The following is a 13,363-nucleotide window of genomic DNA, read 5'->3' on the forward strand; positions in this document are numbered from 1 at the left end:
CTGAGGTCAAAGGCGGGCGTGTGAACAGCGTATTAGCCGCCACCCACAGCCACCACAATTTCAAGTTGTGCACCAGCCAATAGCACGGTGTGCGCATGTTGGCTTTTGGGCACGATGTCGCCATTCATTTCCACTGCAATGCGTTTGCCCTGTAACTCTAGGCGCTCCAGCAGCGAACTGATGGTGAACCCTTCCGGTACTTCCTGTGTTTGACCATTGACGGCGATTGAAATCAAGCTTGAAGGCATGGCAGGCAAGGGCTGGAATTTTGCTAAGATGGTTATCGCGATGAATATTTCAACACAGTTTGGCAACAGCACCGGGTGTGCTGAAGCCACCGTTGAAATTATCTCACCGCGCAACCGCATTCCGGAGCACCCATGCATTCAGTTGTTCATTTGTTGAAGTCCACCCAATTTCCCGCAGTCAAACGTTTGAATCTGGAAACCCTGCAGGTCAACCTGGGTTACCTGTGCAACCAAAGCTGTACCCATTGCCATGTGGATGCAGGCCCCAAGCGAACCGAGTTGATGCAGGACGAGCAGATTGACCAACTGATAGCACTGATGCAACAGGGTTGGGTCAAAAACCTCGACTTGACCGGCGGCGCACCTGAAATGAACCCGCGCTTCAAACGGTTGGTCCGTGCGGCAAGACAAGCGGGCGTGCATGTGATTGACCGGTGCAACCTCACGATTTTGTGCGAGCCCGGTTATGAAGACTTGGCCCGGTTTTTGGCAGACCACGGCGTTGAGGTTTATGCCTCACTGCCGTGTTACCTCGAAGACAATGTGGACCGCCAGCGGGGCAAAGGGGTGTTTGATGCCAGCATTCGCGGTTTGTTGCAATTGAATGCCTTGGGCTATGGCGATGCGTTGCCTTTGAATTTGGTGTTCAACCCGCAGGGCCCGGTGCTGCCGCCGCCCCAGCAAAGCCTGGAGGCCGACTACAAGCGTGTGTTGTTTGAGAAATTTGGTGTGGTGTTCAACCGCTTGGTGACCATCACCAACATGCCGATTGCCCGCTTTGGCAGCACCTTGGTGAGCAAAGGCACGTTCGATACCTACCTTAACACCCTCAAGGGTGCTTATCGGGAAGACAATCTGGCCGCTGTGATGTGCCGCAGCCTTGTGTCGGTGGACTATGAGGGGGTGTTGTACGACTGCGATTTCAACCAGCAGCTGCGCTGGCCTGTTCGCGATGCCCAAGGCCGGGCACTCACGCTGGCGTCTTTAAGCCAGCATGCACTGGACGACATTAAGGTGATTGTGGGTGAGCATTGCTACGGTTGTACGGCTGGTCAGGGCAGCAGTTGCGGTGGTGCCTTGGCCGCTTGACTGCTTTGAATCAGCCGTTTGGCCAGTTGCAGCGCCTGTTCGGAGTCTTTGGAGGCGGCCTCTGTGTACTGCTCGATTTGACCCAGCAAATTCGTCCAGGCCGTTTGGTTCAGGGCCATGAATTCCGCCAGTTTGTGGCTTTCAATCTGACCCATGTTGATTTTCTGGCTGGCCAGCACCAGGCCTTCAATGGCCTCTTTCAGGGCCAGTTGACTTTGTTCAACCAGTTGCTGAAGTTGCTGGCTGCGATCAGGCTCTGACAGGCTGAGCTCCAGCTGACTGCCGTCCAGACGCCCCAGCAATTGCCGACTCACTTCACCCGCTTTTCGCAGGCCTTGGGCCGCTGTGCGGATGTCGTTCCGCAGGCCTTCCAACTGGCTTTGCATCATGTCGACGTGGCTTTCAGCACGGGTGTTGCGCTGCTCGCTGGTCAAGGCGGTTTTGGCCACTTGGGTGCCTTGTGTGGAAAGCTGATGAAAAGCCTTGGCGAACTCAAGTACCGCATGGCCACTGTGTTTTAACTCGGCCAATTGCTGTCCGATTTGCAGCAGGGTTTCGCGGTGTTCCAGTTGCTGGTTTTTGTTGAGCGCAGCCAACACGCCGTCCAGTGCGGCGTGTGCACCGTCCAGTCGCGCTTCTTGGTTTGCCTGGGTCTTGAGTGCCCTGCCCAGCATGTGGATGCGTTGTTGAAGGGCATGCACGGTGCGCAGGCTCCACCATTTCAACAGCAGTGCGGTTGCCCCCGCACCACACAGTCCAGCCAACACCCACAGCATGGTCAGCAGGCCGTTGTCTGAATGTTCAATGTGCTGTTCAAGGGCGGTGATTTTCGGCAGGGTTTCTAGCCGCAGTTGTTGCTCTTGCCGCGCTTGTGCCAGGCTGCTGGAGTTAATGCCAGAGACAGGCCGGGACAGGGTTTCGATGGCTTGTGTGGTCAGGTTTTGAAGGTTTTGAAGGTAGAGCGTGCCCATGCCCGTGGGCATGGCATCGGGTTTAATCTGTTGGGCAAACTGCAGCAGTGCTTTCAGTGCAAGGGGTGGAACATCATTGCCGTTGTCTGTGCCGCTGTCGGGCAATAAACGTGCATTCCATTGGTTGAGTTCCACGTTCAACCGAGCCTCGATCGCTCGAAGCTGTTGGCTTTGCGCCAACTGGTGGTTGCGGGTTTGGAATTGGATGGCGACAGCCCCGATGGCAATCAACAGGGCTGTGGCCAACAGGGCCAGGCCAAAATGACCAAGCCTGCGGATGAAAGCAGATTGAACCAGCGTGGGAGCGTGTTCGGCGAACTCGTCAGGAACAGGGGCTTTGGCCGGTTCGGTCATTGATCCGTCTTAGATTTGGGTCATCTCGAAATCTTCTTTGCGGGCGCCGCATTCTGGGCAGACCCAGTTGGGCGGCACGTCATCCCACTTGGTGCCCGGTGCAATGCCTTCTTCTGGCAAGCCTTTGGCTTCATCGTATACCCATCCGCAAATCAAGCAAATCCATGTGTTCATTTGTGTGCTCCAGGGCCCCCATGCAAGGAATGCAGCGAATGCAAACCCGGAAGGCCAAAAAAATTTTTCAACCGGTGGATAATACTGAGTTTGGCGGGCCTGTACCGCACTTGCAGTCCATTTTTGAGTTTTCGATGTCTCCTCAAACGCCCAGCGTATTCACCTTTTCCGCCTCAGACCCCACCAGCGGTGCAGGACTGCAAGCCGATGCCTTGACACTGGCTGCCCTGGGGGCACACCCCATCACGGTGTTGACCGGTTTGACGGCGCAGAACACGGTAGGCGTGTTGCGCATGGAGCCTGTGTCACCCGACTGGCTGCATGCTCAGTTGGACACGCTGCTGGCCGATGGCGTGGTACCCCATGCCATCAAAACCGGGGTGCTGGGCAGCGTGGCTGCTGTTGAGGCGGTGGTGGCTTTGAAGACAGCGCATCCCGATGTTCCGCTGGTGGTGGACCCCGTGCGCGCATCGGGTCGGGGCGACGCACTGGCCAGCGCGGCCCTGTGGGAATGCATGATGCAAAGCCTGCTGCCCGTGACCGATCTGCTGACACCCAACTGGCCCGAGGCGGTTGCGCTCACCGGGGCCGACACGGCGGACGCAGCAGCCCAGGCTTTGCTGGGCATGGGCGTGAAAGCCGTGCTGTTGAAAGGTGAGCACATGGCGGGTGAGCAGGTGGTCAACCGCTTGTACACAGCTGAGGGTGTGCAGGCTTATCCCTGTGAGCGCTTGCCCCACCAATACCACGGTTCGGGTTGTACGCTGGCCAGCGCCTGCGCGGCAGGCCTTGCACAGGGCGTGCCCCTCGTCGATGCCGTGGCCCTGGCCTTGGACTACACCTGGCAGGCGCTGAAGTACGGATTTGCCATTGGCCAAGGGCAACGCATTCCCGACCGCATGCACCTGCTGCAGCAATGGGCCGAAGCCATCGACAAGCTGGAGGCCGATGAATGAACATGACTGCGCGACGGGTCATTCGGGGTGTGTATGCCATCACGCCCGAGGTTCAAGGGTTGTGGACCCGACAAGCCGTGCTGGATGCCGTTCAAGCCGCGCTGGAGGGTGGTGTTCGCTTGTTTCAGTGCCGCCAAAAGCACTGGGAAGAAGAGGCTTTGGTGGAGTTTGTGGCCGACCTTGCCGACCTGTGCATGCCCTATTCTGCGCACTTGATTGTGAACGATGCGAGCGCCGAAGCCTTGTCGCTGTGGCCGGTGCATGGCGTGGATGGTATTCACTTGGGCAAGGATGACGAGCCGGTGGATTCAGCCCGCCAACACCTGCCTGCTGGCCTGCTGATTGGTGCGTCTTGTTACAATCGATTCGATTTGGCTGAGCAGGCCGTGAAAAAGGGTGCGGATTATGTGGCTTTTGGTGCGGTGTATGCCAGTGGTACCAAGCCTTTTGCCGTGCACGCCCCACTAAATCTTTTTGAACAGGCGGCCGCCCTGCATGTGCCCCGCGTGGCCATTGGTGGCATCAACTTGGACCGCATCGCCGAGTTGCGCAGTGCGGGTGCCGATGCGGTTGCCGTGGTGGGTGGGCTGTTTGGCAGTGCCGATGCCATGCCCAAGCCGCTGGATGTATTAAACAACGCCCGCAACTGGGTGAATGAATTTGAAGATTGGAGCAGTACACGATGAATCGCAATGAAGCCCTGTTTGAGCGCGCCCAAAAAACCATCCCGGGCGGTGTGAATTCGCCCGTGCGGGCCTTCCGGTCTGTGGGCGGTACGCCCCGCTTTTTCCAGCGCGCCAGCGGCCCGTATGTATGGGATGCCGATGACAAACAGTACATCGACTACATTGGCTCGTGGGGGCCTGCTGTGTTGGGCCACGCCCACCCGGACGTGATCAAGGCAGTGCAAGACGCTGCGGTGAACGGACTGAGTTTTGGTGCGCCAACCGAGGCGGAAATCATCATGGCCGAAACCCTGTGCAGCATGTTGCCCTCGCTGGAGCAGGTTCGTTTGGTGAGCTCGGGCACCGAGGCCACCATGAGTGCCATTCGCCTGGCGCGGGGCTTCACCGGCCGACCCACCATTGTGAAATTTGAAGGCTGCTACCACGGCCATGCGGACAGCCTTCTGGTGAAAGCGGGCTCGGGTTTGCTCACCTTTGGCAACCCCACGTCTGCCGGTGTGCCGGAGGATTTTGCAAAGCACACCCGCGTGCTGAGCTACAACAACATTGAGCAATTGCATGAATTGTTCAAGGCCAGTGGTGACCAGCTGGCCTGCGTGATTGTGGAGCCGGTGGCGGGCAATATGAATTTGGTGAAGCCTACCCGCGAGTTTTTGCAAACCCTGCGCGACCTGTGTACGCAACACGGTACCGTGCTGATTTTTGACGAGGTGATGACCGGTTTTCGCGTGGGGCCACAAGGTGTGCAAGGGTACTTTGGCATCACGCCCGACCTGACCACGCTGGGCAAAATCATTGGCGGCGGCATGCCCGTGGGTGCATTTGGCGGCCGCAAAGACATCATGGGCCACATTGCCCCATTGGGCCCCGTGTACCAGGCGGGTACCTTGAGTGGCAACCCGGTGGCGGTGGCGGCGGGCCTCACCACCCTGTGCCTGCTGCAACAGCCCGGCTTTTACAACACACTGGAAACGCAAACCCGCAAGCTGGTGGAGGCATTCAGCAGCGCGGCCAAAGCCCACGGCGAAACCTTCAGTGCCGACAGCATTGGTGGCATGTTTGGCATTTACTTCAGCGATACCGTGCCTGCCACCTTTGCAGAAGTGGGCCAAGGCAACATTGCCCGCTTCAACACCTTTTTCCACGCCATGTTGAATGAGGGTGTGTACCTGGCCCCCTCGGCTTACGAAGCAGGCTTTGTATCGGTGACCCACACCGATGCGGTGATTGAGGCCACGCGGCAAGCGGCGGACAGGGCGTTTGCGTCGATGAACAATTAAACTGGGCGAATGCTGAGTTGTTGAAGAAATTTCGCTTTACCCAATTCGTTGTGATCTGCACCATGGTTTGCACAAGCCCAGTGTTTGCAGATTCAAACCAGACGGATGCTTGGGTGTCCCAGCTTTCTGAACGCAGTGGTCTACCTGCGGAGGCGATCAGTGACATGCTTTCAAATTGTGACGCTACTCAGCAAAGCATGTATTTCTGCGCCTGGCGTGATTTGCTTGAAGCCGAACAGAAGTTGGACGCCCTCGAGGCCAACCCCGAAAACGCCTCCGTGCACTGTCAAAAAGCCATCAAAAATGGGCTGTCCAAATGGCGGAAACAACGCGATGCGCATTGCAAAGCGCAAGCCCTTCAAGAATTTGGCGAAGGCAGCATGGGGCCGACTGCGGACCTTATGTGTAGAGCCCAAGCAACGCAAGACAAGTATCTTCACACGAAGGCCCGCGCTGGCAGGCCCTGCACAAAGCCCTAAGGCTTAGGCAGCTTCTCCATCGTCCGCAGTTGCGGATTTTTTCACCACCGCATACCGCTCCAATGTTTTTTTGCGGGCCAGGTCGTGTTCCACCACGGGGCGAGGGTAAGTCTCACCCAACACCACGCCCGCTGCCTGCAACTCCAGCGGTGGGCATGCCGACGGCTCGTGGATGAATTTGTTGGGCAGCTTGGCCAGTTCCGGGCAGTATTTGCGAATGAACTTGCCCTCAGCATCAAATTTTTCCGACTGGCTCACCGGGTTGAAAATCCGGAAGTAGGGCTGTGCATCGCAGCCGCTGCTGGCGGCCCACTGCCACCCGCCGTTGTTGGCGGACAAATCAAAGTCGTTCAGGTGTTCGGCAAAATAGCGCTCACCCCAGCGCCAGTCGATGCCCAAGTCTTTGGTCAAAAAGCTGGCGGTGACCATGCGCAGGCGGTTGTGTTGGTAGCCAGTTTGGTTGAGTTGCCGCTGCGCCGCGTCCACCAGTGGGTAGCCGGTTTTGCCCTCGCACCAGGCCTTGAATAGGCGCTTGGCCTTGTCATCGGTGTCCCACTGAATGAGGTCGTATTCCGCTTTGAAGGCTTTCTCGGCCGCGTCGGGTCGGTGGAAGATGATTTGAAAATAGAAGTCGCGCCAAATGAGCTCATTCAACCAGCCCATGGCGCCTTCGCTGCCGGTCACCACAAACTGTTCATGCGCAGCCCGTGCACATCGCCGGATGGAAATGGTGCCAAAACGCATGTGCACCGACAAATAACTCACGCCTTTGACCCAAGGAAAATCCCTTTGCGTTTTATAGCGGTCCATGCGGTTTCGAAAGTCATCGAATGCATCCAGCGCGCCGTCTTCGCCGGGCTTCACCAATTCCAGAATGTTGGTGGTTTGAAAGCCCATGGCCTGTAGGGATGGCAGCGGAAGGGCTGTGGCGTGTTTTGCCAGGCGGCCCGAGCTTAGCCGTTGCGCACTGGGGTAGGCCGTGAGGTGGAATGGGTCCAGCTTTTTCAGGCAGGCGTTTTTGTAGGGCGTAAACACCGTGAAAAATTTGCCCGCTTGGGTCAACACCTCGTCTTCTTCAAAAATGCATTGGTCTTTGAACGCATAAAAGGCGCAGCCCTGTTTCGCCAGGTCAGCCTGCACGGCGCTGTCCCGCTGGCGTGCGGCGGGTTCGTAGTCTTTGTTGGTAAACACGGCTTGGGCACCCAGTTCACGGGCCAGGGTGGGTATGGCGGTGGCGGCATGGTCGTGCAGCACATGCAGGTCGCCACCCGCTGCTTGCAGGCGCTGTTTAAGGGCAGCAATGCTGTGCCAAATAAATTCCACCCGCCGGTCCTGCGGGTTGGGCAGCGCATCCAGAATGGTTTTGTCAAACACAAACACACAATGCAGTGTGTCGCTGTGCTTCAGGGCATAAAACAGCGCGGCATTGTCGTCCACCCGCAGGTCGCGTCGAAACCACATCAGGCCAATGGGCACGTTGGAAGGGCGTGGCTGGGTGGACAGGGGGTGGTTGGCCAGAACGGATGTTGGGGGTGCGACGGCGGTCATGGGGTGCTGCGTAGTGGTTGAGGGCAAGCCCTTGCATGGGAATGGGGCGAACAGGAGGCCTGCGCCCGTTGATGCCCTGCAAAAGGCATTACAATTTTGGCATGACTTCAGCCCAAAATACCACGCCCGATGAATTCAGCCTGAGCGGCCAGTTTCTGGTGGCCATGCCCAACATGCTCGACCCCAGTTTTGCAGGGTCGGTGGTGTATTTGTGTGAACACTCCAGCAAAGGGGCCATGGGCTTGGTGATCAACCGGGCCACCGACCTTAGCATTCGCAGCCTGCTGGAAAAGGTGGACCTTGAGGTGGAAGCCACCTTGCCTGAGCAGTTTCCGGTGATGTTTGGCGGCCCTGTGGCCGGCGAACGCGGCTTTGTGTTGCACACCGGCCAGCGCAACTGGAAGTCTTCCCTGAAAGTAACGGACGACATTCGCCTGACCACCTCCAAAGACATTCTTGAGGCTGTGGCCCGCGGCCATGCGCCCGACCAATGGTTTATCACGCTGGGTTATGCCGGGTGGAGCGAAGGCCAACTGGAAGAAGAACTGGCTCAAAACGCCTGGCTCACTGTGCCCGCCAACCAGGACATTTTGTTCAACATGCCGCTGGAAGAGCGGTTTGCCAGCGCATACGGCCTGCTGGGCATCGACCCGACGCTGCTGTCGGGTTCTGCGGGGCACGCCTAGCATGCACACCTCCAAGCCCACGCTCCTGCTGGCATTTGACTTTGGCCTGAAGCGGATCGGCGTGGCATTTGGCAATACCCTCACCAAAACCACCACGGGTGTGGGCCTGGTGGAGGCAGAAGACGAAGCCACCCGGTTTAAAAAAATTGAAGCCTTGATCCGTGAATGGCAACCCGAAGGCCTGGTGGTGGGCGTGCCCCGCCACGACGACGGACAGGACAATGACATGACCGCCCGCTGCGAACGGTTTGCCCGCCAGCTTGAGGGGCGCTTTGGCCTGCCGTGTGCCACAGTCGATGAGCGCTACACCAGCGTGATTATCGAAAGCTGCATGGGTGGCGCCAAGGCCCGCGAGTTTAAAGGACGGGTGGATGTGGGCAGTGCCTGCCTCATTCTGGACCAATATTTTCTGGAGGGTCGATGAACCTGCCCAACCCCGAGAGCCTGTATGCCCGCCTGCGCGACCAGGTGGCCAAGGCCTTCCCTGACCGAAGCGAGCTTGGCCTGATTGGTGTGCACAGTGGCGGCGCCTGGATTGCCGAACGCCTGCATGCCGATTTGGGCTTCACCTTGCCCTGCGGTTTTTTGGACAGCGCTTTTTATCGGGATGATTTTTCCGAGCGTGGCCTGAAAGCCGACCCCAAGCCTGCTGAAGTGCCGTTCGACGTGGACGGCCGCAACATTTTGTTGGTGGACGATGTGCTGTACACCGGCCGCACCACCCGGGCCATTGTGAACCATTTGTTCGACTACGGACGCCCCGCCAAAATTGAACTGGCTGTGCTGCTGGACCGTGGTGGCCGCCAACTGCCCATCGACGCCCAATACGTGGGCATGCACATTCCCTTAAAACCCCATGAAAGTTTTGTTCTCACCCGCGATGAGTCGGGTGCCTTTCACCTGGATCTGGAGGTGAATTAATTGCACAACCCCCAACTGAACGCAGCCGGAGAGCTGATTCACCTGCTGAGCATCGAGGGCTTGCCCAAGGCGATGATTCACCGCATTCTGGACACAGCAGAATCGTTTTTGTCGGTGACCGACCGGGAAATCAAGTCGGTGCCGCTGTTGCGCGGCAAGTCGGTGTTCAACGTATTTTTCGAAAACTCGACCCGCACACGCACCACCTTTGAAATTGCGGCCAAGCGGTTGTCGGCCGATGTGGTCAACCTCAACATTGGTTCGTCGTCCACCGCCAAAGGCGAGTCCTTGATTGACACCATCGACAACCTGTCGGCCATGTCGGCCGACATGTTTGTGATGCGCCATTCCGAAAGTGGTGCGCCCACCTTTTTGGCCCAGCACCTGAACCGCACCAGTGGCGGCAGTATTCATGTCATTAACGCCGGGGACGGTCGCCATGCACACCCCACGCAAGCGCTGCTGGACATGTACACCATCCGGCACTTCAAGAAAGATTTCACCAAGCTGCGCGTGGCCATTGTGGGCGACATTGTGCACAGCCGCGTGGCGCGTTCAGACATTCACGCGCTGACCACCCTGGGTTGCCCTGAGGTTCGTGCAGTGGGCCCGCGCACCCTGGTGCCACAAAACCTCGAAAACATGGGCGTGCGGGTGTACAACGACCTGCGCGAAGGCATCAAGGATGTGGATGTGATCATCATGCTGCGCTTGCAGAAGGAGCGCATGAGTGGGGCATTTATTCCCTCTGCACAGGAATACTTCAAACACTTTGGCCTGACGGAAGACAAGCTGAAAGCGGCCAAGCCCGATGCGATTGTGATGCACCCAGGCCCCATGAACCGCGGCGTTGAAATTGACTCCGCAGTGGCCGATGGACCTCAGAGTGTGATTTTGAACCAGGTCACTTTTGGCATTGCCGTGCGCATGGCTGTGATGAGTATCTTGGCGTCCAGCAAGGGCGCTGCTGCTTGATGATTTGACCCGCTGTAAAACCTGCTAAACCAACAAGGATTGAACCGAAACCATGCGTGTACTGATTTCCGGTGGACGAGTGATTGACCCGAGCATCGAAGCCGATGGCCCGATGGACGTGGCCGTGGCGGCAGGGCGGGTGGTGGCAGTGGCGCCCAAAAACCAATTGCCCAGTGACTTTGCGCCCAGCCGCGTGATTGATGCCACTGGCTTGTGGGTATTTCCGGGCTTGGTGGATTTGTCCGCCCGGCTGCGCGAACCGGGCTATGAATACCGGGCCACGCTGGAAAGCGAAATGGAAGCGGCCATGGCCGGTGGTGTGACATCCCTGGTGTGCCCGCCCGACACCGAGCCGGTGCTGGATGAACCGGGCCTGGTGGAAATGCTGAAGTTCAAAGCCCGCCAATTGAACCTCGCCAAGGTGTACCCGCTGGGTGCACTCACCACGGGCCTGAAAGGTGAAACACTGACTGAAATGGCGGAGCTGACCGAGGCCGGTTGTGTGGGGTTTTCTCAGGCTGAGGAACCCATCATGGACTTGCGCGTGATGGCGCAAGCCATGCGCTATGCCCGCAACTTCAATTGCACCGTGTTTTTGCGCCCGAATGAACCCAACCTGAGCCGAGGTGGTGTGGCCCATGCCGGTGCGTATGCCGCGCGCATGGGCTTGAGTGGCATTCCCGTCATGAGCGAAACCATTGCCCTGCAAACCTATTTTGAATTGATGCGCAACACCGGTGTGGCCTTGCACGTGTGCCGGGTCAGCTCGGCCAAAGGGGTGGACCTGATTCGCCAAGCCAAAGCCGAAGGCTTGCCCGTGACCTGCGATGTGGCCATTCACCATGTGCACCTCACCGACATGGACATCGGCTTTTTTGACCCGCATGCCCACCTGATTCCGCCCCTGCGCGAACAACGCGACCGCGATGCCATTCGCGAAGGTTTGCTGGACGGCACGATTGACGCGATTTGCTCGGACCACACGCCGGTGGACGATGACGCCAAATTGTTGCCGTTTGCGGAAAGTGAAGCGGGTGCGACTGGGCTCGAGCTTTTGTTGACACTCACCATCAAGTGGATGCGTGAGCAACAGGTGCCCATGCACCGTGTGGTGGAGTTGTTGTGCAGTGGCCCGGCCAGCGTCATCAAGGTGCAAGCGGGCAGCTTGCGCACCGGCATGCCAGCCGACCTGTGCGTGTTCAACCCCGACCATGACTGGGTGGTGGGCAGCCAAACGCTGATTAGCCAAGGCAAACACACGCCGTTCAATGGCTTCCCCATGCAGGGCAAGGTGGTGGCCACCATGGTGAATGGCAACCTGGTGTACAGCACGCTCGACAAAGCCCGCAACAAGGTGACGGCAGACTGACATGGCCGTACTACGTTTATTGCGCCTGTTTGCGCACATGCTCTTGGGTTTTGTGCTGGTCATGACCGTGTGGCCTGTGCTGTCCGAAGCCCGAAAAGCCCGTGTGGAGCATTGGTTTGCCGCCCGCTTGATGTGCATACTGCGCGTAAAAGTACAGCCCCGCTTTGAGCAGGCGGAGTCGGACTATCGGCACCATGGTCCCATGCTGATTTACAGCAACCACGTGAGCTGGATCGACATTTTTGCGTTCAATGCCGTGGCCCCACTCACGTTTATTGCCAAAAGCGAAATTTCCGATTGGCCGATTGCCGGCACGTTGGCCGCACGCAGTGGCACCCTGTTTATTGAACGGGGCAAGCGCCATGCGGTGCGCGATGTGATTGCTGCGGCGGTCAAGGTGTTGCAGGTTGGACGCACCGTGGCGGTGTTTCCGGAAGGCACCACAGGCTCAGGCGATGAGCCTCTGCCCTTTCACAGCAATTTTGTTCAACCCGCCATTCAGGCCGGTGTGCCGCTGTTGCCGGTTACGCTGCAGTACTTCACGCCCGATGGTCGATTTACCCCCGAGCCCGCGTTTATTGGGGAGCAAACCCTGGTGCAAAACCTGTGGGTGTTGGCCAAGGCCCCGGCGGGCTTTGTGTGCAGTCTCACCTTTCATGCACCGTTGGCAACCGAAGGGCAAACCCGCCACGTGTTAAGCGACAAGGCACGCGAGGTGATTGCAGCGGCGTGTATTCAGGGTCAACGTCAGGGCCAGAGTCAGGGTCAGGGTATGGTGGGCACGGGCGGCTCAACCGCGTCCACCTGAAACAGGGCATTGTCTTCCAGACGCAGGGCGGTGAGTTTGCCGCCCCATACGCAGCCGGTGTCCAGGCAGTAGCCCACGGTGTTTTCAATGCCGGGCAGTGTGGACCAATGCCCAAACACAATGCGGCCTTGGGCATTGTGTTGCCGGGGTATGTCAAACCAGGCTTTCAGGTTGGGTGGTGCATCGGCCGGCTCCAGTTTGAACTTGAAGTCGACCGACCCATCCACGTCGAGCATGCGCATGCGGGTGCACACATTGACCACCAGGCGCAAGCGGTCATGGCCGGTCAAGGCGTTGTCCCAACGTTTGGGTTTGTTGCCGTACAGCACCGCCATGAAATCGGTCCAGTCATCCGCAGACAAGGCCTGTTGAACTTCCATCGACAAGGCCAAGGCTTGTTCAAAACTCCATTGCGGCAAAATACCTGCATGCACCAGCAGTGTCGGTGTTGGGGCGGGCAATGGCAGCGCCAGCGGTTGTTGGCGCAGCCAGTTCAACAACTCGCCTGCATCGGGCGCGTTAACCACCTCGGCGATGGTGTCGCTGCTGTGCTGTCGGCCATGGCCAGCCCACAATGCCAGCAGGTGGAGGTCGTGGTTGCCCAGCACAGTGTGGGCTTGGGTGCCCAGGCCTTTGACAAAGCGCAGGGTGGCCAGTGATTTGGGGCCGCGGTTAACCAGGTCGCCAGCGAACCACAGCGTGTCGTGTGCGGGGTTGAACGAGCAGGCGTGCAGCAAGGCTTGAAGCGAATCAAAACAGCCTTGCACGTCGCCGATGACATAGTTGGCCATAACTGCAGGGAATGCGAAACATCAAAGC

Annotated in this window: 16 protein-coding genes; 11 read left to right on the forward strand and 5 right to left on the reverse strand. The window is 58.3% G+C overall.

Annotated elements, in window-relative coordinates; translation table 11 throughout:
* Window positions 1–32: 32 nt before the first annotated feature.
* Entirely contained in the window at window positions 33–248 is a 216-nt protein-coding gene (gene thiS, locus VGE55_RS11785; protein ID WP_414675018.1) for a sulfur carrier protein ThiS, read from the reverse strand.
* Window positions 249–380: 132 nt separating this feature from the next.
* On the opposite strand from thiS, the gene arsS reads away from it, so the two are divergent.
* On the forward strand, window positions 381–1,337 hold the full coding sequence (gene arsS / locus VGE55_RS11790; RefSeq protein ID WP_331131878.1) for an arsenosugar biosynthesis radical SAM (seleno)protein ArsS: 957 nt from the start codon (window positions 381–383) through the stop codon (window positions 1,335–1,337).
* Here arsS and VGE55_RS11795 read toward each other — a convergent pair.
* Complete coding sequence (locus VGE55_RS11795) at window positions 1,301–2,662, reverse strand: hypothetical protein (RefSeq protein WP_331131879.1); 1,362 nt, start codon at window positions 2,660–2,662, stop codon at window positions 1,301–1,303. The genes arsS and VGE55_RS11795 overlap by 37 nt on opposite strands.
* Window positions 2,663–2,671: 9 nt before the next feature.
* Window positions 2,672–2,836: a rubredoxin gene (locus VGE55_RS11800; RefSeq protein WP_256762774.1), complete on the reverse strand. Its 165-nt coding sequence runs from the start codon at window positions 2,834–2,836 to the stop codon at window positions 2,672–2,674.
* Window positions 2,837–2,874: 38 nt separating this feature from the next.
* Here VGE55_RS11800 and VGE55_RS11805 point away from each other — a divergent pair, with 38 nt between their 5' ends.
* The 4 genes from VGE55_RS11805 (at window position 2,875) to VGE55_RS15035 (ending at window position 6,237) form a co-directional block, all read left to right on the forward strand.
* Window positions 2,875–3,792, forward strand: coding sequence for a hydroxymethylpyrimidine/phosphomethylpyrimidine kinase (locus VGE55_RS11805; protein ID WP_331131880.1), 918 nt, complete (start codon window positions 2,875–2,877; stop codon window positions 3,790–3,792).
* Window positions 3,789–4,478, forward strand: a complete 690-nt coding sequence (gene thiE, locus VGE55_RS11810; RefSeq protein WP_331131881.1) for a thiamine phosphate synthase — start codon at window positions 3,789–3,791, stop codon at window positions 4,476–4,478. Before VGE55_RS11805 ends, thiE begins: the two co-directional genes overlap by 4 nt.
* On the forward strand, window positions 4,475–5,758 hold the full coding sequence (gene hemL / locus VGE55_RS11815; protein WP_331131882.1) for a glutamate-1-semialdehyde 2,1-aminomutase: 1,284 nt from the start codon (window positions 4,475–4,477) through the stop codon (window positions 5,756–5,758). Before thiE ends, hemL begins: the two co-directional genes overlap by 4 nt.
* A gap of 164 nt (window positions 5,759–5,922) precedes the next feature.
* Window positions 5,923–6,237, forward strand: coding sequence for a lysozyme inhibitor LprI family protein (locus VGE55_RS15035; protein WP_414675019.1), 315 nt, complete (start codon window positions 5,923–5,925; stop codon window positions 6,235–6,237).
* A 3-nt stretch (window positions 6,238–6,240) separates the two neighbouring features.
* Here the strand turns inward: VGE55_RS15035 and VGE55_RS11820 are convergent, their stop codons facing one another.
* A complete protein-coding gene (locus VGE55_RS11820; RefSeq protein ID WP_331131883.1) occupies window positions 6,241–7,785 on the reverse strand; it encodes a deoxyribodipyrimidine photo-lyase in 1,545 nt (514 codons plus the stop codon).
* A 101-nt stretch (window positions 7,786–7,886) separates the two neighbouring features.
* Here VGE55_RS11820 and VGE55_RS11825 point away from each other — a divergent pair, with 101 nt between their 5' ends.
* Genes VGE55_RS11825 through VGE55_RS11850 form a run of 6 tightly spaced genes read left to right on the forward strand, consistent with a single transcriptional unit; the run spans window position 7,887 to window position 12,544 of the window.
* A complete protein-coding gene (locus tag VGE55_RS11825; RefSeq protein WP_331131884.1) occupies window positions 7,887–8,471 on the forward strand; it encodes a YqgE/AlgH family protein in 585 nt (194 codons plus the stop codon).
* A 1-nt stretch (window position 8,472) separates the two neighbouring features.
* A complete protein-coding gene (gene ruvX, locus VGE55_RS11830; RefSeq protein WP_331131885.1) occupies window positions 8,473–8,895 on the forward strand; it encodes a Holliday junction resolvase RuvX in 423 nt (140 codons plus the stop codon).
* Window positions 8,892–9,392 (forward strand): bifunctional pyr operon transcriptional regulator/uracil phosphoribosyltransferase PyrR, encoded by a 501-nt coding sequence (gene pyrR, locus VGE55_RS11835; protein WP_331131886.1) that lies wholly within the window; start codon window positions 8,892–8,894, stop codon window positions 9,390–9,392. Before ruvX ends, pyrR begins: the two co-directional genes overlap by 4 nt.
* The gene (locus VGE55_RS11840; protein ID WP_331131887.1) at window positions 9,393–10,367 is read left to right on the forward strand and encodes an aspartate carbamoyltransferase catalytic subunit; all 975 of its coding nucleotides are present in this window, start codon (window positions 9,393–9,395) and stop codon (window positions 10,365–10,367) included. It begins immediately after the preceding gene.
* 52 nt (window positions 10,368–10,419) lie between these two features.
* Window positions 10,420–11,736 (forward strand): dihydroorotase, encoded by a 1,317-nt coding sequence (locus VGE55_RS11845; protein ID WP_331131888.1) that lies wholly within the window; start codon window positions 10,420–10,422, stop codon window positions 11,734–11,736.
* Between the two features lies 1 nt (window position 11,737).
* A complete protein-coding gene (locus VGE55_RS11850; RefSeq protein ID WP_331131889.1) occupies window positions 11,738–12,544 on the forward strand; it encodes a lysophospholipid acyltransferase family protein in 807 nt (268 codons plus the stop codon).
* Here the strand turns inward: VGE55_RS11850 and VGE55_RS11855 are convergent.
* The gene (locus VGE55_RS11855) at window positions 12,502–13,335 is read right to left on the reverse strand and encodes a symmetrical bis(5'-nucleosyl)-tetraphosphatase (RefSeq protein WP_331131890.1); all 834 of its coding nucleotides are present in this window, start codon (window positions 13,333–13,335) and stop codon (window positions 12,502–12,504) included. The two genes, VGE55_RS11850 and VGE55_RS11855, sit on opposite strands and share 43 nt — an antisense overlap.
* Window positions 13,336–13,363: the final 28 nt, after the last annotated feature.

Origin of the sequence: Limnobacter sp. (genome assembly GCF_036405155.1) — a bacterium.
Lineage (GTDB): Bacteria > Pseudomonadota > Gammaproteobacteria > Burkholderiales > Burkholderiaceae_B > Limnobacter.

Excerpts from the sequence above, each read along its gene's own strand:
- VGE55_RS11855 (WP_331131890.1), bottom strand. The coding sequence starts at position 13,335 with ATGGCCAACTATGTCATCGGCGACGTGCAAGGCTGTTTTGATTCGCTT.
- arsS (WP_331131878.1), top strand. The coding sequence starts at position 381 with ATGCATTCAGTTGTTCATTTGTTGAAGTCCACCCAATTTCCCGCAGTC.
- pyrR (WP_331131886.1), top strand. The coding sequence starts at position 8,892 with ATGAACCTGCCCAACCCCGAGAGCCTGTATGCCCGCCTGCGCGACCAG.
- VGE55_RS11805 (WP_331131880.1), top strand. The coding sequence starts at position 2,875 with ATGCAAACCCGGAAGGCCAAAAAAATTTTTCAACCGGTGGATAATACT.
- thiS (WP_414675018.1), bottom strand. The coding sequence starts at position 248 with ATGCCTTCAAGCTTGATTTCAATCGCCGTCAATGGTCAAACACAGGAA.
- VGE55_RS11795 (WP_331131879.1), bottom strand. The coding sequence starts at position 2,662 with ATGACCGAACCGGCCAAAGCCCCTGTTCCTGACGAGTTCGCCGAACAC.
- VGE55_RS11800 (WP_256762774.1), bottom strand. The coding sequence starts at position 2,836 with ATGAACACATGGATTTGCTTGATTTGCGGATGGGTATACGATGAAGCC.
- thiE (WP_331131881.1), top strand. The coding sequence starts at position 3,789 with ATGAACATGACTGCGCGACGGGTCATTCGGGGTGTGTATGCCATCACG.
- VGE55_RS15035 (WP_414675019.1), top strand. The coding sequence starts at position 5,923 with ATGCTTTCAAATTGTGACGCTACTCAGCAAAGCATGTATTTCTGCGCC.
- VGE55_RS11850 (WP_331131889.1), top strand. The coding sequence starts at position 11,738 with ATGGCCGTACTACGTTTATTGCGCCTGTTTGCGCACATGCTCTTGGGT.
- ruvX (WP_331131885.1), top strand. The coding sequence starts at position 8,473 with ATGCACACCTCCAAGCCCACGCTCCTGCTGGCATTTGACTTTGGCCTG.
- VGE55_RS11820 (WP_331131883.1), bottom strand. The coding sequence starts at position 7,785 with ATGACCGCCGTCGCACCCCCAACATCCGTTCTGGCCAACCACCCCCTG.
- VGE55_RS11825 (WP_331131884.1), top strand. The coding sequence starts at position 7,887 with ATGACTTCAGCCCAAAATACCACGCCCGATGAATTCAGCCTGAGCGGC.
- VGE55_RS11845 (WP_331131888.1), top strand. The coding sequence starts at position 10,420 with ATGCGTGTACTGATTTCCGGTGGACGAGTGATTGACCCGAGCATCGAA.
- hemL (WP_331131882.1), top strand. The coding sequence starts at position 4,475 with ATGAATCGCAATGAAGCCCTGTTTGAGCGCGCCCAAAAAACCATCCCG.